Origin of the sequence: Streptomyces sp. NPDC018019 (assembly GCF_044327805.1) — a bacterium.
In the GTDB taxonomy this organism is placed as follows: domain Bacteria; phylum Actinomycetota; class Actinomycetes; order Streptomycetales; family Streptomycetaceae; genus Streptomyces.
Genome location: NZ_JBIRGD010000057.1, coordinates 1 through 23,659 on the forward strand (window position 1 = coordinate 1; position 23,659 = coordinate 23,659).

A 23,659-nucleotide genomic window follows, 5' to 3' on the forward strand; every position below is an offset into this window, starting at 1 on the left:
CAACTCGGCCTTCCACCGGCCGGCGTCAGCTATCGCCTCCATACCAGGACAACGACAACCGCCAGCTCAGGACACGATCCGCTGCTGGAGTACTAAGGGGTGCAGGGTGATCCGGCCGGACGGCAGGTGGTGGGCGGCCAGGGCGGTGTGGGTGTGGAGCGCGTCGTCATGGCGGTCGATGACCACGGTGACAGGCGACGGTGGCGCGGCGAGCGGCATGGTGGTGTGGTGGTCAGGCGAGGCGGCTGAAGGCCCAGCGCAGCAGTTCCTGATCCACACGGGCGCGGCCGGTGCGTGCCAGGGCGGTGCGGGTGTGGGCGGTCAGCTGGGCCCAGGTGCCGACTCGCATGAAAGTGACCTGCGATTTTACAATCCATGTCCCGGGCACCTCGCACTCACTGCGCCACACTGCCCGACATATACGCATGCCAGAGGCCCCACCGTCAGGACACCGCGATGAAAGGCCCACGGACGCCGGGCCGCGAATCGGCACCCGGCCCCGCCGGAGCTTGGTCGGTGGTCCTGCCTTTCCGCGGGGGCGGTAGACCGGGCGGTCGAGAACCGCACAGCGATCACGGCGGGAGAAGCCGGAGGGGCGGTGCGGCCGGTTCGGTCCCGAGTCACAGAAGCCGGGCGACAGCCCAGGTCCGAGCGCGGTCTTGCGCGTCGAAGAGGTCGGTGTGGGTGATCATGACTTCGGTGGCCCCGGCGTCGAAGTAGCGGCGCAGACCGGCAGTGACAGTGCCCTCGTCGCCGGCGATCAGCAGGTCCGCCGCGCTCGACAGCCCCTCGGTCGCGATGACCTTCTGGTAGGACGGGATGCTGTCGTAGAAGTCGAGGGCGGCCGAGACGCGGTCGCGGGCGGCTGCGGCGTCGTCGGTGACCACCGCGGGCACCCCGGCCACGATCTGCGGGGCCGGCCGCCCGGCCGCGGCGGCGGCTTCGGTGATGGCCGGCACGATCTGTTCGGTGAGGGTATGAGGCCCGGCGAGGAACGGAATCGTTCCCTCGGCCAGCTCGCCCGCGGCCGCGAGGGCCTGCGGCCCCATCGCAGCCACCAGGACCGGGACCGCCGGGGAAGCCCCGGCCACGGCCGTCGAGCCGACTGGCCGCGACGCCAGCGTTTCCCCCATGAAGGCGGCGTCGTCGCCGTCCAGCAGCGGGCGCAGCGCGGTGAGGTACTCGCGCAGGTGCTGGATCTGCGGCGGATACGGCAGGCCGAACTGCGGCTCGAGAACAGTGCGCGCGCCGAGTCCGACGCCGAGCCGGAAGCGCCCTGCGGCAGCCGCCTGCGCCGTCTTCGCCGCAGCCGCGAGCAGCAGCGGATGGCGAGGGTACATCGGCACGACCGAGGTACCTACGCAGACCCTGGGTTCCGCCCGGCCTACCAGCCCGGCGAGCTGGGGTGCGTCGTAATCCGCCGCCTGCCCGAACCACACGGTGCGCACCCCGGCGTCGGCCACCTCGTGCGCGAACTCCACAGCCCGGTCCACAAGGTTGGTCATGCCAGGTTCCTGCGCGAACGTGCCTCCCAGAAACACTCCGACCCTCATTCCGGCAGTGTCCATCACGAGCTCCTTCGTGATCCGCTTCCCATGACTCACGTCGTCTTCACCACCGCGACCTCCATCGCCCCGCAGCACCACGGTGATTGCAGGCTCTGCAATCACTGTACAGTTTGATTGCAGTTTCTGTAGTCACTACTCTGCGTGTCATGGGACGATGGCCGGGCGGCACGCAGGAACGGCTGCAGGAAGCCGCGATCGAGTTGTTCACCGAGCGCGGCTACGAACGCACGACCGTCGCCGAGATCGCGACGCGAGCCGGCCTGACCGAGCGCACCTTCTACAACCACTTCGCCGACAAACGCGAGGTGCTCTTCCCCGAGCAGGACTCGTTCATCGCCGAGGTCCGCGAAGCGGTGGGCGCGGCACCCGCCAAGCAGTCCCCGCTCGACGCGGTCAGCGCGGCATTCATCGCCGGCAGTGACTGGTTCGACCAGCGCCGGGAGGCAGCACAGCGCCGCAGGCACATTCTCGACGCACATACCGATCTGCGAGAACGCGAATGGGCGAAACTGGCAGCCCTTGGTGAAGCGATCACCGCCGCGCTGCGCACACGGGGCATCCCCGACCCGGCGGCCACGCTGACCGCCGCGGTCTCCGTCACCGCATACCAGCTCGCCGCAGCCCGGTGGCTGGCCGATCCGCAGTACGGCACGCTCGGGCATCACCTGCACACGAGCTTCGAGGATCTGCACCGCACCGCACGCAGCTGGTAACGCCCCATCGATACCGGCTGTGGCCGTCGGCGACCTCAACCGCCGGACAGCCAGTGCCGGACGCTTCATTCCGCGGGGGTGTTGTCGGCCAGGGGATGCGGACAGGTCGCCGGTGGTCAAAAACGCGGTCGGCGACGGCGGTGGGCTCAAATGTCCAGGACCCCTTCGGCTGCGAACCCGCCATACTCATAGCTGCCGGTGAACCACTCACGCGCCAGTTCCTGCAACGCTCCGGCCGGAAACCGGCGAACCCTCCTGCTTCGCCGGGCGGTCACATGGATGGCGGGGAGACAAGTCCGGCCGCCACCCGCGAACTCCAGGAGGAGACCGGCGTCACGGTCCCGGCCACCGATCTGGCGCAGAGGGGCGCCTACGACGCCGTCGGCCGCGATCCCCGCGGCCGATAGGCCACGGTCGCCTCCACGGCCACCCTGCCCTCGCCTATTGCCAACTCGCATGAAAGTAACCTGCGATTTTGCAAACCATGCCCCGGCCATCTCGCACTCACTGCGCCACACGGCCCGGCATATACGCATGTCAGAGGCCCCACCGTCAGGACACCTCGATGAAAGGCCCACGGACGCCGAGCCGCGAATCGGCAGCGGTCCCGAAGAAGCGGCCGGTGCGGGAGCACCACGAGGAGTGTGACAAGGAGCTGTACGGGGGCAGGAACTGCACCTGCTGGTCCATCGAGCGGTTCGGCTACGGGGACGGCTTGTGACCGCTTCCCCGCCGCCGTACGAGACCCCAGGCCCGCCGCAGGGCCCGGGGTCTCGTACGTCACCGGCGCGGGCTACCAGCGGCGCAGTTTTTGATGAGTTCGCGGTGCCACTCGGTGCGGCGCGGCACGTACTTCTCGGGCGCCGCACCGAGAGCGAGGGCCTGGTCCGTGATCCCGTAGGTGACCCGGTAGGCCAGGACCTCGGTGGCGTGGTCCATCCACTCCTGCGTCTTGTGCGCCGGCGGGACCGGACCGAGGACGGTCACGAACCACATGGGCAGCAGGGCGCGGTCGCGGATCGCGTCGGCCAGACGGCCGCGCAGCAGCCAGTTCAGTTTCCGCTGCGCCTTGTCGCCCTGCTCGATCAGGGAGGCCTTGGCCTGCCGCAGCGAGTCGTCCCAGGCCAGTGCGGCCTGGGCGGCCCGGGCGGGGCCGGCCAGCCTCTGGGCCCGCGGATCGTGCCGTTCGGCGAGGGGGCGGGACATGCCGGGGCTGCTCGCCGCTACGGTGTCGGCACCGGCGTGGATGTGGTGTGGCAAACGGTGCCGAAGGCGGCGTTGCCGATGGGCAGGAGGCCGCCCGCTGACGCGGGCTGGGCGCCTGCGAGTGCGCCCAAGGCGACCGCGCAGGCAACACCAGCACCCTTAGCGAAGATTCGCGCATGCATGCTACGAACAACGCGACCGCCCCCCGGGAGGGTTACGGACGCGGTACCTCACCGACACGGGAGGCTATTCCTCGTCGGAAAGGCTCCCCTTCTCCCGCCCGAAAGCATGATCAGTCTTCGAGTGCGCCGTTTTCGGCTGCGTTGGCTACGGAGGCCGTGCCTTTGCTCAGAACACCGACCGCGTTGCTCGTCACCTGAACCGGGACGTCCTGAACGTTGACCAGACCGACCTGGACTTCCTTGGCATCGACCCCCACGTTCTCCAGGGCTTCACCGATGACCTGGTCATGCTTCCCCGCCTCATTCGGCAGCAGGTCGGCGCCGCCGCAGTGGTTGAGGGCGGAGCCGAGGGGAATCCCGGCGCGGTTGCCACCTGCTGTGCCGGTACCGCCGGTGGTGGTTCCGTCGGCGTGGGCACCGTTGTTCAGGTTGCCGCACACGGTGCTGAAGGCAGGAGAGAGGAAGGCGCCGATGCCGCCCGCCGAAGCGGGGCTGGCGGTAGCGAGGCCCGCGCCCAGCGCGGTCGCGGTCAGGGACAGGGCAGTAAGCGACTGACGCGTGATCACGCCCGGAAAACGGCCGATGCCCAGACTCGTCACGCCAGTGGGCCGCTCATGCCTCCCGGGAGATTTCAGGTTCAGAACCTACTCGCGGGCTGACCGGCGATGCGGCCCGGGCCGGTATGGCCGGATCCGAATCATTTCACCGCCACCCTCGCCCCGGGACTGACCAGTTCGGATCTTGGTGTTCAGACACAGGCTCTGAACGCACTACGCGGGTGCCCCCGGCCGCCGCGTCCCAGTCGTCCAGGAAGGCGGCCAGGGCGCGGCGTTGCGTCCTGGCGGGTGACCTGCCGGGCGAGGACGTCGCGGTCGATGTACGGGGCGATGGCGGTGAGGACCAGGCGCTGGAGTCCGGCCGGCTCCAGGGCGCAGCGGAGGTGTGCTGGGCAGGAGCTGCGCGGTCACCGCCAGGAGCCGGGCTGCGCCGGGAGGTCGTCGAGGGCGTTGTTGATCATTCGGGCGATGTCGGTGCCGTACCGGGTATCGCCGTGGATGAAGGTAGTGGTGAAGGCTGTGCGCTCACGGCGCGGGAGGTCGGCGGCCCGGTAGGCAGCCAGCTGGTCGGCGCGCAGGAGCTGGGCGAGGGCGATGTAGCCGCGGTCGGCGACCAGGGTGAACAGGACGGGGCCGTCCATCGCGGCGCCGGCGTGGTGGGCGTCCCACCAGTACGCGTCCGGGGTAAGGCTGTGGCCACGCTGATGCCGGGCGACGATCGCCACCTTAAGGCCGGTGCGCGGATGGCCGACGACAATATGGGACGACCGGCCGTCCCAGGTGGCGCCCAGGGCCTCGGCGGCGGCGCGGCGGACGACGCAGGCGACCGTCTCGGGCGTAGGCGGCACGGCGCCGGTGAGCCGGGTGCGCAGGCTGCCGGGGCGGATGTGGACCGGACGGCGGGCGACGATCAAGACGTCGTTGCGGATGCGCTGGTCGTCGGTCTCGGTGATGCCCGGGTGCCAGCGGCGGTGCGCGCGGACGCCGGCCAGGACCTCGAACGCGCCCTGGTTGTCGTTCGGGTTGAGGTAGAGCAGGGTCACCAGAACGCGCTCGGCGGAGTTGAAGCGGCCCAGCCGCCACAGGGTCAGGGCCAGGCCCTGGACGGCGCGCAGGAAGGGGCGGTTGTCCGTCTCGGACCACGGCAGCCGGCCATGGAAGACCATCGGGAGAGCGGCTTCGCCGACGGCGGCTTCGTACCAGGCCAGCGCCTCCTTCAGGAAGCGGCGGCGCTCGGCCGCGGTGGGGCCGACCCAGGAGATGAGGTCACCGAACTCGCCGTCGTGGCGTTGCAGGGCCAGGCTGCCGAGGTGGGCGTAGGCGTCGACGTCGCGGGGCTCGGCGTCGACGATGCGGCGCAGCTCGTCCTCGTAGCCGTGCACGTCCCCGGTGGCCCGCAGGGTGCCCAGTGCGGCGTCGAGCGGCACTTCGGCACGGCCGGGGTAGGGATCCGGCATCCGGTAGCGGGGCAGAACGCCGTCCTCGGCCAGCTGATCCAGCCACCACCGCGCGGCGGTCTCGGCATCCTTCTGCGGGCCCGGGACGATGCCGAGGTCCTCGTCGTCCGGCTCCGCCGGATCCTGCGACCCGTCCTGGGCGGTCTCGGACTCCGTGCCGAAGCGGTCCTCGTCCTCGTCGTCCTCGTCGTCCTCTTCGTCGTCCTCTTCGTCGTAGGCGTTAAGGACTTCGTCGGGGTGGAAGTCGCCGTCCTCGGTTGCTTCGCCGGCCCCGGCGAGGTGGGCCTGGTGCGGCGTCCCGGGCCTGCTTGCTGCGGGTGCCCGGCAGAGCGTGCGTCAGCGGCTGGTAGACGTCGGGCCACAGGTGGCCGGCGGCCAGAGGGCTCCACATCACGTAGTCCTGCTGCATCAGGATGCGCAGGGCCAAGCCGAGGCCGTGGTGGTCGAGACGGTCAGGAAGCCGGCCGACCTCACCGGCGCTGGTGACCTCCCGGAACGCCTTCTGACAGCCGATCTGCGTCTCGGCGTCCAGGAGGCGTGCGAGCCGGGCCGGCTGCGTGCGCTGGACGCGGCGCCGACGGTCGGCGGAAGGGCTGGTGGTGGACATGGGGCTCCTTGAACCGGGCTTCGCGTGGCGCACCGCCCCACCTCGGTGCGACGCCAAGCCGTCAGGTCAGGACGCCGTCATCATGTCGATCATGCTGGTCGTGCCGGTTCGAGCGTGTGCTGCAGTTCACCCGGGACGGTCAACGGTGGGGATGACCGGCGGGAACGCGCACCGTGGGCGCGGTAAGGAAACCATCCTGGCGGGCCACCGCAGGACACCGCGAGGCCCCTCCTGGAAGGCAACGGTCACGTCTCATTCCATGGGCGCCCTGTCGAAAGATGACGCTTTCTGTCCTTCGTCGGCGCACGACGGCGACAGTCCAGCGCCCCTGGCCGGCGCAGAGCAGGGCCGGAGCGCGCCGGGGTCAGTGACCGGGGCGGGTACGTCCGCGCCGGACCGAAGGTTGCTCCGCCCGGGCTGATCCTGGGACCCGGCGACCATGGCCAAGGCAAGGTGGGCGAGGCACGGCGGGCCGGGCCAACGGCGTCCAGGTGCCGGTGCCGACTCCAGGAAGGCCCGCCCACCTCGGACCGTCGTACTCGTCCTCATCGAACTCCGGCATCGGCAAGGGCTCGGCATCCCGCATCCGCTCCGCCGTCCAGAACCGCTTCACCGCGGCGGGATCGTGCACCACCGAAGAGGCCACCGTGGGCTCAGCAGTACTCCAAGCGCCCGTACAGCACTACGCCAGTGCTCCCCCGCCCAGCCGCGCCGGTCCTAGCGGCTGGCCGTCGGTGTGGCCGCGGGGTGCCACTCGCGGCGGAGGAGGCCGAAGACCCAGGAGTCGGAGACGTCGCCGTTGACGACGCAGTCCTCGCGGAGGGTGCCTTCGCGGACGAAGCCGAGCTTCTCCAGGACCCGGGCGGACGCTACGTTGCGGGTGTCGGTCTCGGCCTGGACGCGGTTCAGGTCCAGGGTGTCGAACGCCCACCGCAGGACAGCGTGCGCGGACTCCGTGGCGTAGCCGTGGCCCCACGCGGCGGCGTTGAAGACGTAGCCCAGGGACGCGCTGCGGAAGTCAGGGTTCCAGCTGGTCAGGCCGCACCAGCCGATGAACCCGCCGTCGCAAAGGCGGTCGATGGCCACCCGCGCTCCCGTGCCTTCCTCCTCGATCGTCCGGCAGGCCGTGATGAAGCGCTGGGCGCGGGCCGGGTCGGTCCACGGCGGAGAGTCCCAGTAACGCATCACGTGGGCGCTGCTGTGCAAGGCGTAGAGCGGCCTCGCGTCGGCATCGGTGAACGGCCGCAGTCGCAGGCGGGTGGTGTGCAGCTCGGGGGTGTGCAATGTCATGCGGAGCATCCTGCCGCGTCGCGCTCGCCTCGGACCATCCGTTTATCCGGACGGTCGGGAGCGCGTACGGGCCCGGTGACACCGGACGCGCGCGCCGCATGGGGGGGTGAGCCATCAGAACCGTGCCGACATGGCGGGCAAACGACGGCCGTACTGGCGCACCCTCGGGGCGCCGACCAGCCTCGTCCTGTATCGGACCCCGGACGGATGGAGGTATGCCGTCCACTTCTGCCGCCCCGGGCCGCCCCATCGCAGCACTGGGTTGCGCCCACTCCCCACACGCGTGAGGGTGCCACCGGGTCCTCGGAACACCCCCGAGGGCCCGCGCGCACCGATCACCAAGACGCATTCGCGTACTACTGCAACTCGCATGAAAGTGTCCTGCAGCTTTGCAGTCTGTGTCCCACGCATCTCGCACTCACTGCGCCACACAGGCCCTCATCTGTGCACGTCAGAAAGCACACCGCTAGGACACCGAGATGAGAGATTCACGGACACGGGACCGCGAGTCGGCACCTGGCTGAAACCCAGTTGGCAACCAAGAGGTGCCGGACTGCCCAACCGTTGTGCAGTTACCACTACTTCCCTCCTCACGTATATGACAGATGTGCGGGTGCCGCCGACTGCGTCTCCCTCCACCATCGCCTGGCCCTACCACTCCCCACAGGCGCGTGAGGGTGCCGCCTACGTGTAGGAAGGTGATCACGTTCAGGTCCCTAGGCACGTGAGGGTGCCGCCATGTCCTCGGGCTGCTCTCCAGGCTGGAGGAACCCCTCCCCATGTACGTGAGGGCGCTGCCGCCGCGATGACATCAGGATTCTTCGGCAGCAACTACTCCCTACCCGAGTGGGGACCGCAGCAGCCGGGACTGCTTCCGCGCCTACTCCCCACAGACCTGAGGGGCCCGTGCGCGCGCTATTGCAACTCGCATCAGAGTGTCCCTGCAGTTTTGCAGCCGGCGTCCCACGCATCTCGCACTTACTGCGCCACACGGCTCGCCGAACAGCACTACCAACCCCGCACCCGGCCCCGCAGCCGGAATACCAGCACCCCGTGAGCCGGGCACACGTCACAGCTCGTGCCGCAGCCGCCCCCGCCCAGCGCGCCGTCCTCACCACCGAGGTATGGCTGCACATCCCCTCAGCCGCGCCGGGCGTGCTCCGCATACGGCCGCTGACCGGCGAAGCGACCGCCTCCTACACCCAACGCCTCGCCGACACCTACCAGCTGGCCTTGCCCCATCTCCTCGACAGCGCCAACATCACCCTCCACCGCCACGGCACCCCACCAGCGGCCGAACTCCACCTCAACCGCAACGCGGCCCAGCACCTCGTCGGCCTGACCCGCACACCACTGCCCCACCTGACGCGCGCCCTGCCCCGCCTCGTCCCCGACGACGACGCCCACCACATCGCTGCCACCGCGCGCTGGAAACGGCTCGACGCCGGGCAGCGGCCCGTCCGTGCCTGCACCCTGTGCACCCGCCACCGCAGCCAGAACGCCACCGACACCGCCTGGGTTCATCCACCGCCGCACCGGATCGTATGCCCGCGCCACCACCAAGCCGCCCCCGACCCACGGCTCACCTCCCCCATTCGCACAGGGGCCGTGCCCGAACTCTCCGCCGCGCACCACACCCACCAGCGCCTCCTACGGCACCCACGTGCCGCCACCGCCTGGACCGCAGCGCGCGCCATCACCACCCGCTGGTACGACCACCAGCAACACCTCACCCACCGCTGGCACACCCGCCTGACCCGGCTCAGTGCCATCAACCCCCACCTCACCGCCACCAACAGCGCCTCCCCCGCACTCCTGGCACGCGACCTGGTGACCTATCCCGAAACCGTTGCCCTCGCCCGCGCACTCGCCACCCTGCCGAACCGGCCACACCGCACCACCGACGACGCCCTCAGCCTCATCGCCCACCGACTCAAACTGCCCCGCCTGGCCCCCAGCGCGAACGATCCCCTCCGGGACCTTCCTCACCCACACACGCCACTGACCAGCACCATCCGGAACCGCAGGCCCCAGAGAGCACAGCCGCCCATAGACGCACCACCCCACCTACGAGAAATCCAAGATCAATCCCACGTAACTACCGGACCGCAGGCCAAGCATGGGAGAACAAGCTCGCCGCACTCCGGTCCTACCACCGGGCCACCGGACACCTCGCGCCACGGCAGGACGCGGTGTGGGGCGAGAGCGACGCCGAGGACCTGGTACCCGTCGGAGCGACGCCGAGGACCTGGTGCCCGTCGGACAGTACATGGCCAGCCTCCGGCGCGAAGGCGGCCTGGGCAAGGACGCGCAGCGGGCGGCGCAGCGCGCGAAACAGCTGACCGCGATCGACCCGGACTGGAACTGCCCCTGGCCCCTGGACTGGCAACGTCACTACCGCGTCCTCGCCGACCTCGTCGACGCCGACGGCCCCACCGTCCTCACCGAGATCCAACCCGGCGTACTCATGGACAGCGATGACATCGGGCGGTGGCTCCAGCAGCAGCGCAAGCCGGGCACCTGGAAGCAGCTGTCCACCGCGCAGCAGGAGCGGCTGACCGCGCTGGGCTTGCAGCCCACTGAGGCCCCGTCTCCTGCCCCGGCGGCAACGCCTGCGAAGGGTCGGGCAAAGCGCAGCAGGCGTTCCAGCGCGGCCTGGCGGCCCTCACTCAGTGGGTAGAGCAGGAGGGCGACCGGCCTGCGCCGAGAGGCCACAGCGAACAGATCACGGTCGACGGCGAGACCGAGCCGGTGACCGTGAAGCCGGGTGTGTGGATTTCGAACACGAAATCGAGGAGGGACCGGCTGGACGCCGACCAGCTCGCCGCGCTGCGAGACCTCGGGGTGGGATGGGCATGACGCCGCTGGCCGTAGGCGTTGATCCGGTCGGCCACACCAGTGCACAGAAGGACCCCGGGCTGTCATGACAGCCCGGGGTCTCGTGCTTACCGCCTGCTGGGCAGTTCCGTGTCGAAGAACTTGATCACCGAGGTGACCAGCATGAGGGCATACACCGCGTTGATCCGCGAGTACTGCGTTCGGGAGACACCGTGTGCGCTGGGGTGGCGGCCGAAGGTGCGAGGGACGGGGTCGCCGTTCTGCGGGAAATACCTGGCGTGCGCGTACCAGACCGGGGCGAACGTGCAGGCGACCTTGAACTTGTAGTCGCCGAGCTTGAACTTGATGCCCTTGGCCTTGAAGTCGTTCTTCGTGAGCTGGATGCGGGCGGCCTTGTCGAAGGGGCGCTGGAGGATGGAGCCGAGCAGGTTGGCGGCCAGTGCCTGAGCTGCGCTGGTGTGGCCAGCTCGCAGGGCGTGGACGACGTCGAGGGCGAAGCCGCGGGCATCCTGGACCACTTGGGTGGTGGACCTCTTCAAGTACCGCCTCGCAGTCGTTGACGATGCCCTTCCAACGTCGGCCGATGATGCGGCGTCGAGTGGCGGCATCCGGCGCTTCCAGCAGGGCGCGCACCGTCTGCGTCCCGGGCACCCACATGAGCGGTATTCCCTCGTCGACCAGGAGCTTTTCCAAGACATCCAGATCTGGCGTGACGTCGCGCAGGTTCTCCGGGTAGAGCCTGTTGATGATGTCGCCGAGGGAGGCGAAGACGCCGTGCCACTGGGGCGTCCGGTGGTCGCACCCAGCGGCTGCAGGGCCTGGCGGACCATGTCGTTTAAGCCCGTCAGGTCCGCCATCTGCCTGCGGAGGTTCTCCGTCACGGCGTTCATCCGGATCAGCGGAGAATCCAACACGACCCGTGGAAGAACCGGTTGAATCCTGACCGCAGCAGACTCAGCAAGAATCTTGCCGATCCAGGCGTTCTGCTTCCGCACATAGTCCTGCAACGGATTGAACGCCGCCGCGTAAAAGCCCGAGAGATCAATCGGTTCCGTCAGATCCGCGTCTTCGGACTCGCCGGAATCCTGCTCCTCAGCCTGGTCCTTGTCCTCGAACTCGTCAGGCTCCCCATCCTCACCCATAGCCACATGCTCCCACGCCTCCAGGCGCGCTCAGCAGGCATTTTGCCCGCTGGCCGCGACGGCTACTGCCGTCGCGGCATGGTGACGCGGACCTCCGCCAGGACGACGCCGGTCACCAGGTCGTGGTGGACCGGGACGTGCAGGCCCAGTCGGCGTCACCGGCCGTGAGCCAGCCCCCCGGCCCACGGGCCGGGGGTCGACAGCTCGCAGCCGCCGAGCGGGCCGCCCACGAGTCGAACGATCACTGCGGTTCCTCCCTCCGGGCGAGAACCTCTCCCGCCTTCACCCCTTAGCGGGAGTTGGCGGCGCAGCGACAGCATCGGGGTGCTTGGTGGAAGAGATCCGGCGTGATGTGGACGTTGCCGGAGCCGATGCTGAGCGTTTCCGTCCCAGTCGCGGATCTGCGGCCGGGCTGGGCGGCCGAGCCGAAGTGGGACGGGTTCCGGGCGCTCGTCTCCGTCGGCGCCGGCCGGGTGGTGCTGCGTTCGAGACGCGGTTTCTGAGATGGCGCCGGCGTCCCGCCGGAACGCATGCACCGCCGGTGCCAGGCCTGTTCGCGGCAGCGGGAAAAGCAGTACCTCGCCGAGACAGAATGTTCGACTCCGACCGTCCAGGCCGCCCCGCACTCCGGGCAGACGGCAGCCTTTGCGGCCAACACCGCCTCGGTCCTCGCCCTCGCCCGCCGCTGCCTGTGCCAGTGCCGCGAGCGGCAGGCCGAGCAGCAGAACACCGCCGTCGCCTTCGCCGCCGGCATCAGCGGCCCACCGCACCCACGGCACAGCCGCGGCCCCGGATCACGCCCCTCCCCGGCCGTGACCAGCCGCAGCCGGGGAACCCCACCCCTGCCTATGCCCACCACCGTACGCACAGCCGCCGACCGAGCCCATCCCACCGCTGACCTGCACCGAAAGCCCACACAACTTGTCATGTCAGGACCCGGAACGGATCCGGGTGCGCTGCCTGGGTGTGCCGTACCCAGGCAGCGCACGTCCTGGTCGACGGCTGCTGACCTGCTCATTCTCGGTGGAGAGCGACTGGCGCGGGACGCGCGCTGGTCGAGGAGAACCGAGGAGAGGAGCCGTCCGTGGCCGGGATTGGTGACGGTGATCGGCGGGATGCCGAGTTCGCCGGGAAGGTAGCCCTTGTCACAGGGGGTGCGCGAGGGGTCGGCAGACAGACGGTGGCGCTGCTGAGCGCCCGTGGCGCCCAGATCGTCGCCGTCGACCTGCGCCCCGAGACCGAAGACCTGCCGGAGGAGTTTCCCGGTGTCCTGGCTGTGACCGGGGACGTGACGCGGGAGGAGACCGCCGTCGGGGCCGTGCGGAGGGCAGTCGACGCGTTCGGGAGGCTGGACATCCTGGTGAACAACGCCGGGCGCACCGTGAACAAGCCCGTCACCGACACCACCGCCGAGGACTGGGACGCGGTGATGGCAGTCAACGCCCGCGGCTCGTTCTTCTTCGCCCGCGAGGCCTTCGGCGCCATGCGGGCCGGCGGTGGCGGGGCCATCGTCAGCACCGGCTCCTACGCGGGCACCGTCGGGCTGCCCGCCGGCGCCGCCTACAGCGCGTCCAAGGGCGCTCTGGCCCAGCTGACGAAGGTGCTCGCTGTCGAGGGCGGGCCCCTGGGCATCCGCGCCAACCTCGTTGCCGCGGGCGTGATCGAGTCCGACTTCCTCGACACCTTCCGCTCCGACAGCCGCGCCTACCTCACGTCTTTCGCCGACGCACAGCCCCTGGGCCGGGTGGCGCAGCCGGCCGAGATCGCCGAGGTGCTGTGCTTCCTCGCCTCCCCGCGCTCCAGCTTCGTCACCGGAGCCATAGTCGCCGCCGACGGCGGCTTCACCGCGCTCTGAACCGGCACACGGGGCACCGAACACACCACATGAGGAATCGAGGGATGACCATGACGGGACGCCTGGCAGGAAAAACAGCGCTGATCACAGGCGCGGCGGGTGGCATCGGACAGGCCACCGCGGAGCTGTTCGCTCGCCAAGGAGCACATCTGGTGCTCACCGATGCCTCCGCCGACGCCGCGGCGGACTTCGCGGCCCGGCTGGGATGCGCTGGCGCCGAAGCACTGGGCATCGGCCTGGACGTCTCGTCGCCGCAGCAGTAGAGCGAGGCCATCGCCCAGGTCGAGCGACGCTTCGCAGGGCTCGATGTGCTGGTGACCATCGCCGGAATCGTGGACTGGCCGGCGTCGAGGAAACGATCCGCACGCGTGGCACCAGGTGATCGCGGTCGACCAGACCGGCACCTGGCTGGGCATGAAGACCGCCATGCCGCTGCTGCGCGCCAGCGGCAATGCCTCGGTGATCAACACCTCGTCTGTCCTGGGGGTGATCGGCAGCGAGGGCGGCGGAAGAGGAAGGCGCGGACGCCGTTGTTGCGGTTCTCGCTGCCGAAGAACCCCGACGCCATCGCGGCTTTCCTGCGCACCCGGGTCCTGCAGCCGGATTCGGAGGTGTGGCTGACCGGCCTCAACGCCTTGCGGATCTGGGTGGAGGAGAACGGCACCGCGCAGGTGCCGCTGGGCGGCACCGTCGCCCTAGGCGAAGACGGCGACCGTATCTACGCTCTGGGGGCGTGGATCAGCGAGCTGCGGCGGGCGTTTCGGGCGGGGGCGCTCAAGGCGTGGCGTACCGAGCTGCTGGACGAACTCGGCAGGGTGTGGTCGGTCGCCGACTCGAATTTCATGAAGAATCTGTCCGCGGCCCGTACCTACTTCGCGGTCCACGGGACACTCGCCGCATCGAAGGACGCGGTCGCCGACGATGTGGCCGTGGGGCAGTGGCTCGCCAACCTGCGTAAGACCGGTGGCCTCGGTGCCAACGAGGAACGGGCCAAGGAGCGCCGCCGGCTCCTGGAAGCCCTCGATGCGGACTGGAGCCCGGCCTGGCCCGTCGACTGGCAGCGCCGCTACGTTCTCGTGCGACGGCTGCTGGGAGACGACGGCGCCACCCCGGGCGAGATCCGCCCGGGGGTCGTCGTGGACGGCGAGGACGTCGGACGCTGGCTCAAGGCGCAGCGCGAGGGGTGGGAGCAGCTGCACGACGGGCAGCGTGAACGCCTGGCCGCCCTCGGCATCACCCCCGCTGGCCCGGATGAGGGCGAGGGCCAGGGCGTGGTGGAGGACGGCCCGGTTGGTGCCGAGGCGTTCCCCGACGGCGTGCCCGGCCTGGCCGACATGAACGCCTTCGACGGGGCATCGCGGCGCTGACCCAGTACCAGGCCCGCGAAAACACCCTGACCGTCCCCCGCAAACACATCGAGATCCTGCGACCAGCACAAGCCGACGCGGAAGCCGACGGGGACGGTAAGGCCGGTGGTGAAGAGGTACCGGTGCGCCTGGGCGTCTGGCTATCGCACACCAAAAGCCGACGCGCCAAGCTCACCTTGGAGCAGCGCACGGTGCTGGCCGGCCTCGGACTCGACTGGGCAGCACCATGATGTCCGGGCCCCTCAGCGGCGGGTGGGCGCCTGGACCGGTCACCGGCTTCGGAGGACGCTGGAGTTGTACCACCCGCAACCACCGGGAGGCCGCTCATGGGCTGGGTGGATCCGCAGTACGCGTATCTGCTGCGCGAGGACGGCCGCTACGGCCGCATGATCAACCTGACCCTGCAGCTCCTGCGCGAGCGTGAACGGGAGCGTGAGCGCCAGGAGGAGACTGTGCCCAGGTGCGGCTCGTGCCAGAACGGGCAGAGCACCGTCGAGGCACCTGACGGCAGCCGGACCACGCTTACGTGCGAGCGCTGTGGCGGGAGCGGCACGGTGCCCGAGCCGCCCGACGGCCCGCGCAACGGCGCGGCCGACGGCTATGAGCCTGATCTCGACTGACTGTCGGGCGGACTGCCGCGATCGTACGAACGGAGGCTGCGGTCACGCCGCTGCGCGCCATCGAGGGCAAGGTCACCGATGCCCACGCCATCCCGCGCATCTGCGCCGAGGACCGCAATCGTCTCGTCGCCTGGATGCTTCTCCCCCACCGCAGGAAGTGACAGACCCATGAATCAACCGCTGACCGTCAACCGGGCCGTGATGGGCATCGTCGCCGCCGCTCCGAGTAACGATGTTCCTGCTCTGCACCTCCAGCTCAGCCCGCTCACCACCCCTCAGTTGCTCTCCGCAACCGAAGAACTGGCCTTCATGGTCGCCGAAGCTCTGCTCACCAAAGCCGGACATCGCGGTCTGACCCGCCGGAACATCGCCGCCCTGTGACGCGACTGCATCCTCGACCACGAACTCCGCGCCGCCGAAGACCCTCACGAACCGCTCAACCACTCACCGGCTCCCGAGGCCCAGCCCACGGTTCCTCTACCCGGCGCGCGTACACGCCGGGTCGCAGCGCACCCTACAGCCGCACCGTGTGAGGCCGGCTCGCTCGCCCAGCGGTCAGAGCGAGTCGGCCGCAGGCGGGGTCGGACAGTACGGCGTCGCCGGCCGCGCCAGTGAAGTGCACCCCCGGGTTCGCGGCGACGGTGTCCAGGACGGCTCGCCTGATGGAGGCAGTGACAGCGTACGCGTTCGGGGCGTCGGTGACCGGCAGGGCGGGCAGGTCGTCAAGGCACGCGTAGTACACGGTGGCCGCCGCACCGGGAACCGTATGGTGAGTGAGTCCCGGCACGGTGGCCGCGGTGCGGGCCGCGAACGCAAGGTCGTCGTCACGCAGGCGTTCGTCGGCGAACGTCACCGTGGCCACCGGCCCCCGCTGTGCCGCGAGGCACGCGAGCGTGGTCGAGTCCGGCACTGCCAGATCCGAGCTGAGCGGCCGGCCATCGGCCCGGTGGCGAGCACGTCGGGCTGTCCGCAGGCGAGATGGGCGGCGAGCGCGATCACGTCGAGCGCCGCGAGCGCGGACGCGGCGGTCGCCCACCAGGTGCCGGCCGCATCCGTGCGGTAGTACACCGGGTGCTGCCCGGCGAGACCCCCGATCACGATCAGCGTCCCGCCACTGCGGGCGACGACGAGGTACGAGCCGGGCCAGCGGGTCAGCGCCCGCCGTCCGTTCACCCGTACGACCGGAAGCGCATCCCAGAACTGGGGCTCGTCGGCGCCGCACTCGCCGATCACCGCCCGCGCCGCACACTCGTCGCCCACCGCGCTGATCCGGGCGGCGGGCCACCCCCACGTCCACGTGCTGTCCCGGCCGGGCACCACCCGGCCGCTGGGCCGTCGGCCGCTCACGGCGGCCCCGTGCCGCCCTGCGCTCCGCCTCATCGCTGCCTCGCCTCGACCGGGCGGCAGGCGGTCTCGGAACGGTCCAGGCATGAGCCGGTCAGGCGCCGCGCCCAGAATGCGGAGCGCGCAGCGGTCGGCGCGCAGCTGCGCGGGCAGTTCGGCCGGAGCACCCGGTGCGGGTGCGTACGACGGGACGGGTGCGTGGTCGGGCTGGGTGCTCATCGGCTGCTCCTCCTAGCAGTTGTCTTCAAATGTCACGCCCACATCAGGAGCGATGCGAGGGTGGCAGCTGCTTGATAGGACTCGGCGGTCTTGTCGTAGCGGGTGGCGATGCCGCGCCATTGCTTCAGGCGGTTGAAACAGCGTTCCACCACGTTGCGGTGCTTGTAGAGCTGTTTGTCGAAGGCCGGCGGGCGCCCGCCGTGGCTGCCGCGCCGGAGCCGGTTGGGGAGCTGGTCGGCCCGTTCGGGGATGGTGTGGCCGATGTTCCGGCGCCTGAGCCAGGTGCGGATGGCCTTGGGGCTGTAGCCCTTGTCGCCCAGGACATGGGTGGGCCGGGCCCGTGGCCGCCCCGCGCCGGTGCGGGGCACCCGTATCGCCTCCATCACAGCGGTGAACTGCGTGCAGTCGCCTGTGTTCCCGCCGGTGACAGTGAAGGCGAGCGGGCGGCCCGCCGCGTCGCAGACCAGGTGGATCTTGCTGGTCAGACCGCCCCGGGAGCGTCCGAGTCCGGGGGCTTGGAGCCCCCTTTTCGAGCCCCGGCGGCATGCTGGTGGGCGCGGACGGCGGTGGAGTCGACCGATACGAGCCAGCCGATGTCCCCGGCCGCGTCCGCCTTGGACTGGGCGGCCTGGAGCATCCGTTCGAAGGTGCCGTCCAGGGCCCAGCGCCGGAAGCGGGTGTGCAGTGTGGGCCATGGTCCGTACCGCTCGGGCACATCCCGCCAGGCCGTGCCGGTACGGAACTTCCACACGATCCCGTTGAGCACGGTGCGGTCATCCACCCGCTTCCGACCCCGCGAAGAATGGGGCAACAGAGGCCGAACGAACTCCCATTCAGCGTCCGACAGTTCATGGCGACGTATCACCCAACCATGATCCACCACCTGAGATCATTTGAAGACACCACCTAGTGCCTGTCCCGGGCCCGGTGGCTGGAGGGGTCTCATGGCTCAGGACCGCGGGGCTGGTGCCTTGCGCAGGAAGTGGGTGAGGGACAGCGGGCCAGGGCCGGTGAAAACGAGGATCAAAAAGGCCCAGCAGAAGACCGCGGCCGATTCGCCTCCGTTCTCCAGCGGCCACAGCCCGGCCGGCTGGTGGGCCTCGAAGTATGCGTAGGCCATGGAACCCGAGCAGATGAGCGCGGCGGTACGCGTGCCGGCCCCGGCCGTCACGAGGGCTCCTCCGACAAGCTGGATCACCGCCGCGTACCAGCCCGGCCAGGTGCCAGCGGCGACCGTCCCGCCGGTGCCCGCGGCGCCACCGAGCACACCGAAGAGGGACGCGGCGCCATGGCAGGCAAACAGCAGGCCGATGACGGCACGGAAAGAGGAGAGGGCGTACGGGCGGGCCAGGTCGAGTCGCTGCGTCAGCCGGGTTAGGGGCGTACCGGACAGCACGGCAGATCTGTTGAGCATGACGGCCTCCTGGAAGCTGCGGTGGGCGGGGCTGCCCCGCCGCTTCCCACAGTTGCCGAACTCCCCGGCCCGCGCGTCGTCCGGCGGGCGGCTCGCGCCGTACGACGCCGGGAGTACCGCCGTGCCGATCAAGGCGCTGACGGTGCGCTGCCGGGCCGTTTCCCGTCATCGTACGGGCCGCCCTCGCCCTGTGCTTCCCGCAGTGGCAGCCGACCTGCCCGGGGAAGGGCGGGCCGCATGGCCCCTCACCCCTGCAGGGCACCGCGCAGGCCGTGTGTCTGGTCGCGCCAGGGCGGGACAGGACGTCTACGCCCCCGCGAGGTCGTGCACGGTTGCCGTGTCGCTCAAGGCGAGCAGTTCTTCACCGGCGATCTGGTAGGGCTCGCCGCCCTTTCCCGCGATCAGGACGATGTCATCCGGCCCCCACACGACCCCCAGCGCACTTGCCCTGTCCCGCCGGCGCACCCGAACCCACCAGCCTGGCCCCGGCAGGCTGTCCAGCGCGGAGAACCGGCGCCCTGCCGCCCACTGCGACGCGGGCGTGACAGCCAGGCGGGCCGAGACCGGCGCCGAACGCGGCCAGGGCCGATCCGAAGAACGCCCTGGGCGCGTTCAGCTCTCCCATGCCCTCGAGGCCATAACGCCATAGCGATATTGGCCTTAGACATGATGCCTCACCAGTCATAGCGTCGGGGTGTTCGCATGAAAGAGCGTCACAGTGAGGGGATCCGCCATGGCCACCAGCAATCCGGAATCCGCTGGCGTAAATCGGAGTCAGGCGAGGAAGAGCAACGCACGAGCGAGGCTCATGACTCTTTTCGCCATATCGCTGGCCACCGCTGTGGTCGGTGTCTGCGCTGTGGACAGCGCAGACGCCGAAACTCCGGAAAGGAGGCACATCGAGGTTCTGGAACTCAAGCTCCAGAATGATCAGTACGCGTCTACTGATCTCGGCCCGGCAGGGCCAAGCTTGGGCGATATGAACGTCTATTCCGGCACTGCCATAAGGGACGGCCGCAGAGCCGGACGCGGGGGCGGGACGTGTCAGGTTGTTCACATCGATGGCGAAGGAATCACGACGCAGTGCCTGATCTCGATAGAACTCGAGCGTGGCTCTCTGACGATGCAGTCGCTCATGGTGAGCGGAAGAAGTTCGCTCGACATGGCCATCACCGGCGGTACCGGCGTCTACAACAACGCGCGGGGCACTGTTCGCTACTGGGACATCGCGACATCGAAGGAGCGGTTGCGAGCCGAAATCCTGCGCTGATACGTGCACCACAGCACATCTGCGGTGCCACGGTGGCCCGGCGCCGGCCGGCGGCAAGCAGCGGCTTCTCGGCCTTGTCGGCCGGCTGCCCGGCGGCAACAGTCCCCTGCCGCTCCGGCTGTGACCGTCTGCCACCGGCCCGGCTGCCGAGGACGCCGGCCTGCGCCGGCAGGCATTCCTCGGCCAATCGTGCCGGCGCAGCTCGGAGGCGTTGCCGTCGCCCGCGTCAGGCGCAACGGCGCCGGCGGCCGGGACAGCAGGCCGGAACAGGCCGGGCAAGTGGCCCAGACCTCCCGACATCTGTGACGGTGTCACGAGAAGAACCTGCCGCCTGAGGAACGTTCGTGCATCGCGCTGAACGGCGACGGCACGGCCTCGGGTGACCACGGTTGTCGCCGTTCCGCCTGAAGGCCGAGGTGGCGGACACTGGCTCAGGCGGGGCCAGAAACCGGCTCCCCGCGCCCCTCACCCGGCATCGCCATCCCTCCAGTGAACGGGCCCGGACCGTGCAACGGGGAGGATACGCCCGCCCAGCGGAAGCTGACGGCACTTCGAGAAATACTCACAGGAGTCCCGCCGCGGAGATTTCTCATTCTCCACGGAACGCAGCATTGAGCCAGGCGAGATGCTGCGCAAAGGCCACAGGACGACGCCATCACCCTCATGCAGGCCAATGTGGCGCCTTGTTCAAGACCAGGCGGACACTCGGCTCGTCACGGCCTACGGCAGCCAAGGCCGGCGCTGCACGGCCGGTGACCGGCTGAACTTTCCATTTCTATGAGAACAGCGGGCGAGAATACAATTCCCATAGGTAAACTCGGCCGCAATTGGCTGTATCGCCCGCGCCGGGTTTCGGCGGTCTTCACTTCTTCTTCCGCAACGCAGCTCCACACCGCACCACAGATGCGGCGCAAGAGCATGGCGGAAGCCGCTCGATTACACGCACTGGGCAAAGCCAGGGAACGCCACCCGGTATGTCCCGCACCGGCGGCCTGGGGCTCCCCGCGCTCGAGACGGCTTCATGCTCAAGGCGCCGGACCACGCCGACAGGCGGGGACCGGCCGCGGGGAGCGGCCACGGCCCCGGACCGTGCCGCTGCGCGGGCCGCGTCCGGGGCGATGGCGCAGGTCACCGCGGCGAAAAGGGTGCCCGGCCGCCCACCGCTGCTGCTCAGGACCGGGTACCTGACCGGTCGAAGGGGATGACCGTCCGGTACTTGCCGCCGGCCGTCTGCTGGGGCGGCTCCTCGGCACGCTGGACTGTGACGTGGTCGAGTTTGTTGTCGGCGAGCAGGCGGGTCAGCTCCAAGTGGGCACTTTGCCACACGCGCTCCGGATCGCTGCCGGCGGACGGTCGCAGACGTACGCGCAGGGTCGAAGGGGCGGTCTGCTCGACCTGGAACAGCTCGACTCCGGGAGTGCGGTCGAAGAGGGTGCCGAAGGCCAGGGGGGCAAGCTGTACGGGGTCGCCGCAGCGGGTGGGGAAGGTGAGCATGTCGCCCGAGCGCCCTCGCACACGGATCGCGGGCAGCGGGTTGCCGCATGGGCACAAGTCGGGCCGGAGCAGGACGCTGTCGCCGAGGTCGTAGCGCAGGAACGGCTGTACGCGATTGGCGAGGTTGCTGATCAGCACGGTGTGCGAGAACTGGCCGGGCGGGGTGGGCCGGTAGTTGGCATCGACCGGTTCGAGCACGGCCCAGTCGCTGTTGACGTGATACCAGCCAAGGGCGCAGCTGTGGCTCAGGTAGGTGCACTCGGTCGCGCTGTACATCGTGCGGACCGTGGTGCGAAAGGCGCGGGCGATCCTGTCGGTGTCGTGCCTGGTCATCGTCTCGCCGGCCGGCTGGATCAGCACCGGGTCGATCCGCAGGCGGCCGGCTTCCCGCTCGGCGGCGAGCAGCATGATCGTGCTGGCGTAGCCGATGACGAAGGCGGGGCGGTAGTCATTGAGCTCGGCCACCAGCTGCGGCATCGGTGTGTGCACCGGGAACGCCCGGATCAGCCTGCTGCGCCACCCGCCCGCTCGGCGGGTGCGGGAGTACGCGGCGAAACCGACGTAGTGCCCGCCGGTGGCCACCAGTTGGGCGAAGCGGCCGCCCTGAGCGGCTGCCCGGAGGAGGCCGGCGGGGCCCAGCCACGAGGCGAGCGCGCGGGAGGTGAGTGCGGCGCCCACGTCCATGTACCGGTCGTCGAGGACGAAGAGTCCGCGACGGCCGCTGGTGCCCGAGGTGGTGGCCACCATGTACTTTCCCAGGAACCGCTGTCCGATCCGGCCGGGGTCGTCGCTGAAGGCGCGCACCGTCTCGTACGTGATGGCGCGGTCGGTCGCCCAGTCGTCGAAGTGCCCCATGAGCTGCTTCTTGTCGGTGACCGGCAGCAGCGCCGGGTCCTCCACCCGTTCGGGCTGACCGCGGTAGAGACCTCGGTAGTACGGGGAAGCGGCCCGGGCATGGGTGACCATGTCGGCCAGCCGGTCGCGCTGCCGCCGCGTGATGGCGGGCATGCCCTCCTTGCGGGCCCTGCGGACGTCCCGCCCGAGCCACGCCGTGTTCTCGGTCATCGTGCGTTGCTCCTTCGAGGCAGGGAAACGGCCGACAGTCCGACCTGGCCCAGGACGGCGAGGAAGTAGGTCTTGACCTCTTTTGCGCCGGTGGTGTCGGGGTGCGCGGCAAGGTGTTGCAGAGCCGCGCCGCTGAGCATCTGCTGAAGGATCTCCGGGTCGCTGTCCGCAGGAAGCTGCCCGGCCGCGCGAGCCCGCTCCAGGGTGGCGCGTACCGCACGGCTGCGGTGACTGCCGTGGGCCTTGTGGTAGGCGCGCAGCAGTTCGGGGAGGTCGTCGACCGTGGCGTAGAGGCGGCGGATCAGTTTGCGTGCGCGGGGCTTGCCGAGGTGGTCGGCCCAAGCTGTGAGCATGCTGTCGATGTCCGGCCATTCCATCGAGCGGGGGTCCACGTCCCGGTATTCCCACTCGACCGCCCGCACCAGCAGGTCGGTCAGGGCCGGGAAGCGCCGGTAGACGGTGGCGCGGGTGACTCCGGCGCGGCGCGCCACCTGCTCGATGCTGGTCCAGCCGATGCCCCGCTCGATGAGCAGATCGAGTGCCGCGGCGAGGATGGCCTCGTCCGCCTCCCGGCTGCGCGGCCGGCCGGGGGTCTTCGTGGACGGGGCCGGCACGGCGGTGGCGTGTCCTTCGGGATCGTTGTCAGGTCTCACAGCAATAGAATACAGCACAGCTCTGTATTGCATCCAGGACAGGTGGCCCAAGTCCGCGCCGGTACCGTCGCCAGGGCCTCCTACGCCCCGTTCGCGCACCCCACCGCCCCTGCCAGCGCACGGACACCACAGGCGATCGCCGCTGCGACGACGAGGACGATGGCCGGCACGAGCACCGCCTTGGGCGGGCTCCGGCCCGGGCTCATGGACAACGCGGTGAAGACGTCGAAGACCGGCCCCGGGCCCAGCGGGAGAGCTGTGCCTCGGCCGCACGACGGGCAGCGCGAGCGCCTGGCCGCCCGGACACTGCCCCGCCGGCCCACGCGAGCCGGAACGGCAGGAGGACGAGGACGCGATGTGATACAGCTGCCAGGACGACCAGCCCCAGACCCCGGACGGGCACACATGCACGGTCCAGTGCACCCGGTGCGACGGCAGCGGCCAGACCCCCGACCCGGTGGACGGCCCTGGACGGCCACGGGCCCTACGGCGGCGACGAACTCGACCGGCTTTCGGCGAACACGGGCGCGCCGACCACCTCCTCCCCGGCATGGAGCAACGGCCCCTCCCCGGCCAGGGAGGAGGTGGCACCACCGGCCCGGGTGCCAGGAGCTGTTCGCCCTCGCGGGCCAGCGGCCCGGCTCGTACCTGAGGGAGAGCGGCTCGGCCCGAAGACGGCGGCGCTCGGCGAAGTGCCCGGCAGTCAGGCGGCCCAGCCGACGGAGGAGACGTTGCTGTAGGCGTCGTAGTCGGAGCCGAGGGCGGGGATGATCTCGTCCCAGATGCGGTCCAGGGCGT

General features: G+C 70.0%; 27 protein-coding genes and 1 pseudogene. 12 read left to right on the forward strand and 16 right to left on the reverse strand.

All coding sequences use genetic code 11. The features are described 5' to 3' along the window. Window positions 1–66 precede the first annotated feature (66 nt). Entirely contained in the window at window positions 67–219 is a 153-nt protein-coding gene (locus tag ACH4FX_RS42400; protein WP_398487186.1) for a hypothetical protein, read from the reverse strand. A gap of 401 nt (window positions 220–620) precedes the next feature. Further along, window positions 621–1,553, reverse strand: a complete 933-nt coding sequence (locus ACH4FX_RS42405; protein WP_398487222.1) for a TIGR03564 family F420-dependent LLM class oxidoreductase — start codon at window positions 1,551–1,553, stop codon at window positions 621–623. 161 nt (window positions 1,554–1,714) lie between these two features. Between ACH4FX_RS42405 and ACH4FX_RS42410 the strand changes: the two genes are divergently transcribed. Continuing rightward, on the forward strand, window positions 1,715–2,281 hold the full coding sequence (locus tag ACH4FX_RS42410; protein WP_361592255.1) for a helix-turn-helix domain-containing protein: 567 nt from the start codon (window positions 1,715–1,717) through the stop codon (window positions 2,279–2,281). Between the two features lie 95 nt (window positions 2,282–2,376). After that, on the forward strand, window positions 2,377–2,688 hold the full coding sequence (locus ACH4FX_RS42415) for an NUDIX domain-containing protein (protein WP_398487188.1): 312 nt from the start codon (window positions 2,377–2,379) through the stop codon (window positions 2,686–2,688). A 373-nt stretch (window positions 2,689–3,061) separates the two neighbouring features. On the opposite strand, the gene ACH4FX_RS42420 is transcribed toward ACH4FX_RS42415, so the two are convergent. The 6 genes from ACH4FX_RS42420 to ACH4FX_RS42445 all read right to left on the reverse strand — a co-directional run bounded on the left by ACH4FX_RS42420 (window position 3,062) and on the right by ACH4FX_RS42445 (window position 9,221). Then, entirely contained in the window at window positions 3,062–3,487 is a 426-nt protein-coding gene (locus ACH4FX_RS42420; RefSeq protein ID WP_398487190.1) for a hypothetical protein, read from the reverse strand. 292 nt (window positions 3,488–3,779) lie between these two features. After that, window positions 3,780–4,268, reverse strand: a complete 489-nt coding sequence (locus tag ACH4FX_RS42425) for a hypothetical protein (RefSeq protein ID WP_398487192.1) — start codon at window positions 4,266–4,268, stop codon at window positions 3,780–3,782. Between the two features lie 365 nt (window positions 4,269–4,633). Continuing rightward, window positions 4,634–5,683, reverse strand: a complete 1,050-nt coding sequence (locus ACH4FX_RS42430; protein ID WP_398487194.1) for a hypothetical protein — start codon at window positions 5,681–5,683, stop codon at window positions 4,634–4,636. 220 nt (window positions 5,684–5,903) lie between these two features. Continuing rightward, complete coding sequence (locus tag ACH4FX_RS42435; RefSeq protein ID WP_398487196.1) at window positions 5,904–6,290, reverse strand: hypothetical protein; 387 nt, start codon at window positions 6,288–6,290, stop codon at window positions 5,904–5,906. Window positions 6,291–7,007: 717 nt separating this feature from the next. Continuing rightward, window positions 7,008–7,580 carry a GNAT family N-acetyltransferase gene (locus ACH4FX_RS42440; protein WP_398487197.1) on the reverse strand — a complete coding sequence of 191 codons (573 nt, stop codon included), beginning with the start codon at window positions 7,578–7,580 and terminating at the stop codon, window positions 7,008–7,010. 1,140 nt (window positions 7,581–8,720) lie between these two features. Continuing rightward, on the reverse strand, window positions 8,721–9,221 hold the full coding sequence (locus ACH4FX_RS42445; protein ID WP_398487198.1) for a hypothetical protein: 501 nt from the start codon (window positions 9,219–9,221) through the stop codon (window positions 8,721–8,723). 628 nt (window positions 9,222–9,849) lie between these two features. Between ACH4FX_RS42445 and ACH4FX_RS42450 the strand changes: the two genes are divergently transcribed. Together ACH4FX_RS42450 and ACH4FX_RS42455 are read left to right on the forward strand one after the other, a co-directional pair. Then, window positions 9,850–10,260, forward strand: coding sequence for a helicase associated domain-containing protein (locus tag ACH4FX_RS42450; protein WP_398487200.1), 411 nt, complete (start codon window positions 9,850–9,852; stop codon window positions 10,258–10,260). Beyond that, window positions 10,236–10,439 carry a hypothetical protein gene (locus tag ACH4FX_RS42455; protein ID WP_398487223.1) on the forward strand — a complete coding sequence of 68 codons (204 nt, stop codon included), beginning with the start codon at window positions 10,236–10,238 and terminating at the stop codon, window positions 10,437–10,439. The genes ACH4FX_RS42450 and ACH4FX_RS42455 overlap by 25 nt, the downstream gene beginning before the upstream one ends. A gap of 86 nt (window positions 10,440–10,525) precedes the next feature. On the opposite strand, the gene ACH4FX_RS42460 is transcribed toward ACH4FX_RS42455, so the two are convergent. Continuing rightward, window positions 10,526–10,936 (reverse strand): hypothetical protein, encoded by a 411-nt coding sequence (locus ACH4FX_RS42460; protein ID WP_398487202.1) that lies wholly within the window; start codon window positions 10,934–10,936, stop codon window positions 10,526–10,528. 7 nt (window positions 10,937–10,943) lie between these two features. Here ACH4FX_RS42460 and ACH4FX_RS42465 point away from each other — a divergent pair, with 7 nt between their 5' ends. The 7 genes from ACH4FX_RS42465 to ACH4FX_RS42495 all read left to right on the forward strand — a co-directional run bounded on the left by ACH4FX_RS42465 (window position 10,944) and on the right by ACH4FX_RS42495 (window position 15,783). Beyond that, entirely contained in the window at window positions 10,944–11,354 is a 411-nt protein-coding gene (locus ACH4FX_RS42465; RefSeq protein WP_398487204.1) for a hypothetical protein, read from the forward strand. A 1,299-nt stretch (window positions 11,355–12,653) separates the two neighbouring features. Beyond that, window positions 12,654–13,415 (forward strand): SDR family NAD(P)-dependent oxidoreductase, encoded by a 762-nt coding sequence (locus tag ACH4FX_RS42470; RefSeq protein ID WP_398487225.1) that lies wholly within the window; start codon window positions 12,654–12,656, stop codon window positions 13,413–13,415. A gap of 44 nt (window positions 13,416–13,459) precedes the next feature. Then, the gene (locus ACH4FX_RS42475) at window positions 13,460–13,678 is read left to right on the forward strand and encodes an SDR family NAD(P)-dependent oxidoreductase (RefSeq protein WP_398487206.1); all 219 of its coding nucleotides are present in this window, start codon (window positions 13,460–13,462) and stop codon (window positions 13,676–13,678) included. A 151-nt stretch (window positions 13,679–13,829) separates the two neighbouring features. After that, entirely contained in the window at window positions 13,830–14,036 is a 207-nt protein-coding gene (locus ACH4FX_RS42480) for a hypothetical protein (RefSeq protein ID WP_398487226.1), read from the forward strand. After that, entirely contained in the window at window positions 13,946–14,782 is an 837-nt protein-coding gene (locus tag ACH4FX_RS42485) for a helicase associated domain-containing protein (RefSeq protein ID WP_398487208.1), read from the forward strand. Before ACH4FX_RS42480 ends, ACH4FX_RS42485 begins: the two co-directional genes overlap by 91 nt. Before the next feature lie 326 nt (window positions 14,783–15,108). Next, window positions 15,109–15,402 (forward strand): hypothetical protein, encoded by a 294-nt coding sequence (locus ACH4FX_RS42490; RefSeq protein ID WP_398487209.1) that lies wholly within the window; start codon window positions 15,109–15,111, stop codon window positions 15,400–15,402. Window positions 15,403–15,570: 168 nt separating this feature from the next. Then, the gene (locus tag ACH4FX_RS42495) at window positions 15,571–15,783 is read left to right on the forward strand and encodes a hypothetical protein (protein WP_398487210.1); all 213 of its coding nucleotides are present in this window, start codon (window positions 15,571–15,573) and stop codon (window positions 15,781–15,783) included. A gap of 133 nt (window positions 15,784–15,916) precedes the next feature. Here the strand turns inward: ACH4FX_RS42495 and ACH4FX_RS42500 are convergent, their stop codons facing one another. The 5 genes and pseudogenes from ACH4FX_RS42500 to ACH4FX_RS42520 all read right to left on the reverse strand — a co-directional run bounded on the left by ACH4FX_RS42500 (window position 15,917) and on the right by ACH4FX_RS42520 (window position 18,808). After that, on the reverse strand, window positions 15,917–16,255 hold the full coding sequence (locus tag ACH4FX_RS42500) for a hypothetical protein (RefSeq protein WP_398487211.1): 339 nt from the start codon (window positions 16,253–16,255) through the stop codon (window positions 15,917–15,919). Then, on the reverse strand, window positions 16,252–16,749 hold the full coding sequence (locus tag ACH4FX_RS42505) for a hypothetical protein (RefSeq protein ID WP_398487213.1): 498 nt from the start codon (window positions 16,747–16,749) through the stop codon (window positions 16,252–16,254). The genes ACH4FX_RS42500 and ACH4FX_RS42505 overlap by 4 nt, the downstream gene beginning before the upstream one ends. Before the next feature lie 248 nt (window positions 16,750–16,997). Further along, window positions 16,998–17,827: pseudogene (locus ACH4FX_RS42510) on the reverse strand (IS5 family transposase). An 87-nt stretch (window positions 17,828–17,914) separates the two neighbouring features. Further along, window positions 17,915–18,379: a DoxX family protein gene (locus tag ACH4FX_RS42515; protein ID WP_398487228.1), complete on the reverse strand. Its 465-nt coding sequence runs from the start codon at window positions 18,377–18,379 to the stop codon at window positions 17,915–17,917. A 306-nt stretch (window positions 18,380–18,685) separates the two neighbouring features. Beyond that, window positions 18,686–18,808, reverse strand: coding sequence for a hypothetical protein (locus tag ACH4FX_RS42520; protein WP_398487215.1), 123 nt, complete (start codon window positions 18,806–18,808; stop codon window positions 18,686–18,688). Window positions 18,809–19,112: 304 nt separating this feature from the next. On the opposite strand from ACH4FX_RS42520, the gene ACH4FX_RS42525 reads away from it, so the two are divergent. Beyond that, window positions 19,113–19,649: a hypothetical protein gene (locus ACH4FX_RS42525; protein WP_398487217.1), complete on the forward strand. Its 537-nt coding sequence runs from the start codon at window positions 19,113–19,115 to the stop codon at window positions 19,647–19,649. Window positions 19,650–20,819: 1,170 nt separating this feature from the next. On the opposite strand, the gene ACH4FX_RS42530 is transcribed toward ACH4FX_RS42525, so the two are convergent. After that, window positions 20,820–22,208: a phenylacetate--CoA ligase family protein gene (locus ACH4FX_RS42530; RefSeq protein WP_398487219.1), complete on the reverse strand. Its 1,389-nt coding sequence runs from the start codon at window positions 22,206–22,208 to the stop codon at window positions 20,820–20,822. Continuing rightward, window positions 22,205–22,861 carry a TetR/AcrR family transcriptional regulator gene (locus ACH4FX_RS42535; protein WP_398487221.1) on the reverse strand — a complete coding sequence of 219 codons (657 nt, stop codon included), beginning with the start codon at window positions 22,859–22,861 and terminating at the stop codon, window positions 22,205–22,207. Before ACH4FX_RS42535 ends, ACH4FX_RS42530 begins: the two co-directional genes overlap by 4 nt. Window positions 22,862–23,659 lie beyond the last annotated feature (798 nt).

Coding starts and splice junctions, on each gene's coding strand:
- ACH4FX_RS42415 (WP_398487188.1), top strand. CDS start 2,377: ATGCGGACAGGTCGCCGGTGGTCAAAAACGCGGTCGGCGACGGCGGTG.
- ACH4FX_RS42440 (WP_398487197.1), bottom strand. CDS start 7,580: ATGACATTGCACACCCCCGAGCTGCACACCACCCGCCTGCGACTGCGG.
- ACH4FX_RS42525 (WP_398487217.1), top strand. CDS start 19,113: ATGGCCACCAGCAATCCGGAATCCGCTGGCGTAAATCGGAGTCAGGCG.
- ACH4FX_RS42490 (WP_398487209.1), top strand. CDS start 15,109: ATGGGCTGGGTGGATCCGCAGTACGCGTATCTGCTGCGCGAGGACGGC.
- ACH4FX_RS42410 (WP_361592255.1), top strand. CDS start 1,715: ATGGGACGATGGCCGGGCGGCACGCAGGAACGGCTGCAGGAAGCCGCG.
- ACH4FX_RS42480 (WP_398487226.1), top strand. CDS start 13,830: ATGAAGACCGCCATGCCGCTGCTGCGCGCCAGCGGCAATGCCTCGGTG.
- ACH4FX_RS42515 (WP_398487228.1), bottom strand. CDS start 18,379: ATGCTCAACAGATCTGCCGTGCTGTCCGGTACGCCCCTAACCCGGCTG.
- ACH4FX_RS42475 (WP_398487206.1), top strand. CDS start 13,460: ATGACCATGACGGGACGCCTGGCAGGAAAAACAGCGCTGATCACAGGC.
- ACH4FX_RS42530 (WP_398487219.1), bottom strand. CDS start 22,208: ATGACCGAGAACACGGCGTGGCTCGGGCGGGACGTCCGCAGGGCCCGC.
- ACH4FX_RS42435 (WP_398487196.1), bottom strand. CDS start 6,290: ATGTCCACCACCAGCCCTTCCGCCGACCGTCGGCGCCGCGTCCAGCGC.
- ACH4FX_RS42420 (WP_398487190.1), bottom strand. CDS start 3,487: ATGTCCCGCCCCCTCGCCGAACGGCACGATCCGCGGGCCCAGAGGCTG.
- ACH4FX_RS42495 (WP_398487210.1), top strand. CDS start 15,571: ATGAATCAACCGCTGACCGTCAACCGGGCCGTGATGGGCATCGTCGCC.
- ACH4FX_RS42430 (WP_398487194.1), bottom strand. CDS start 5,683: ATGCCGGATCCCTACCCCGGCCGTGCCGAAGTGCCGCTCGACGCCGCA.
- ACH4FX_RS42405 (WP_398487222.1), bottom strand. CDS start 1,553: ATGAGGGTCGGAGTGTTTCTGGGAGGCACGTTCGCGCAGGAACCTGGC.
- ACH4FX_RS42450 (WP_398487200.1), top strand. CDS start 9,850: ATGGCCAGCCTCCGGCGCGAAGGCGGCCTGGGCAAGGACGCGCAGCGG.
- ACH4FX_RS42400 (WP_398487186.1), bottom strand. CDS start 219: ATGCCGCTCGCCGCGCCACCGTCGCCTGTCACCGTGGTCATCGACCGC.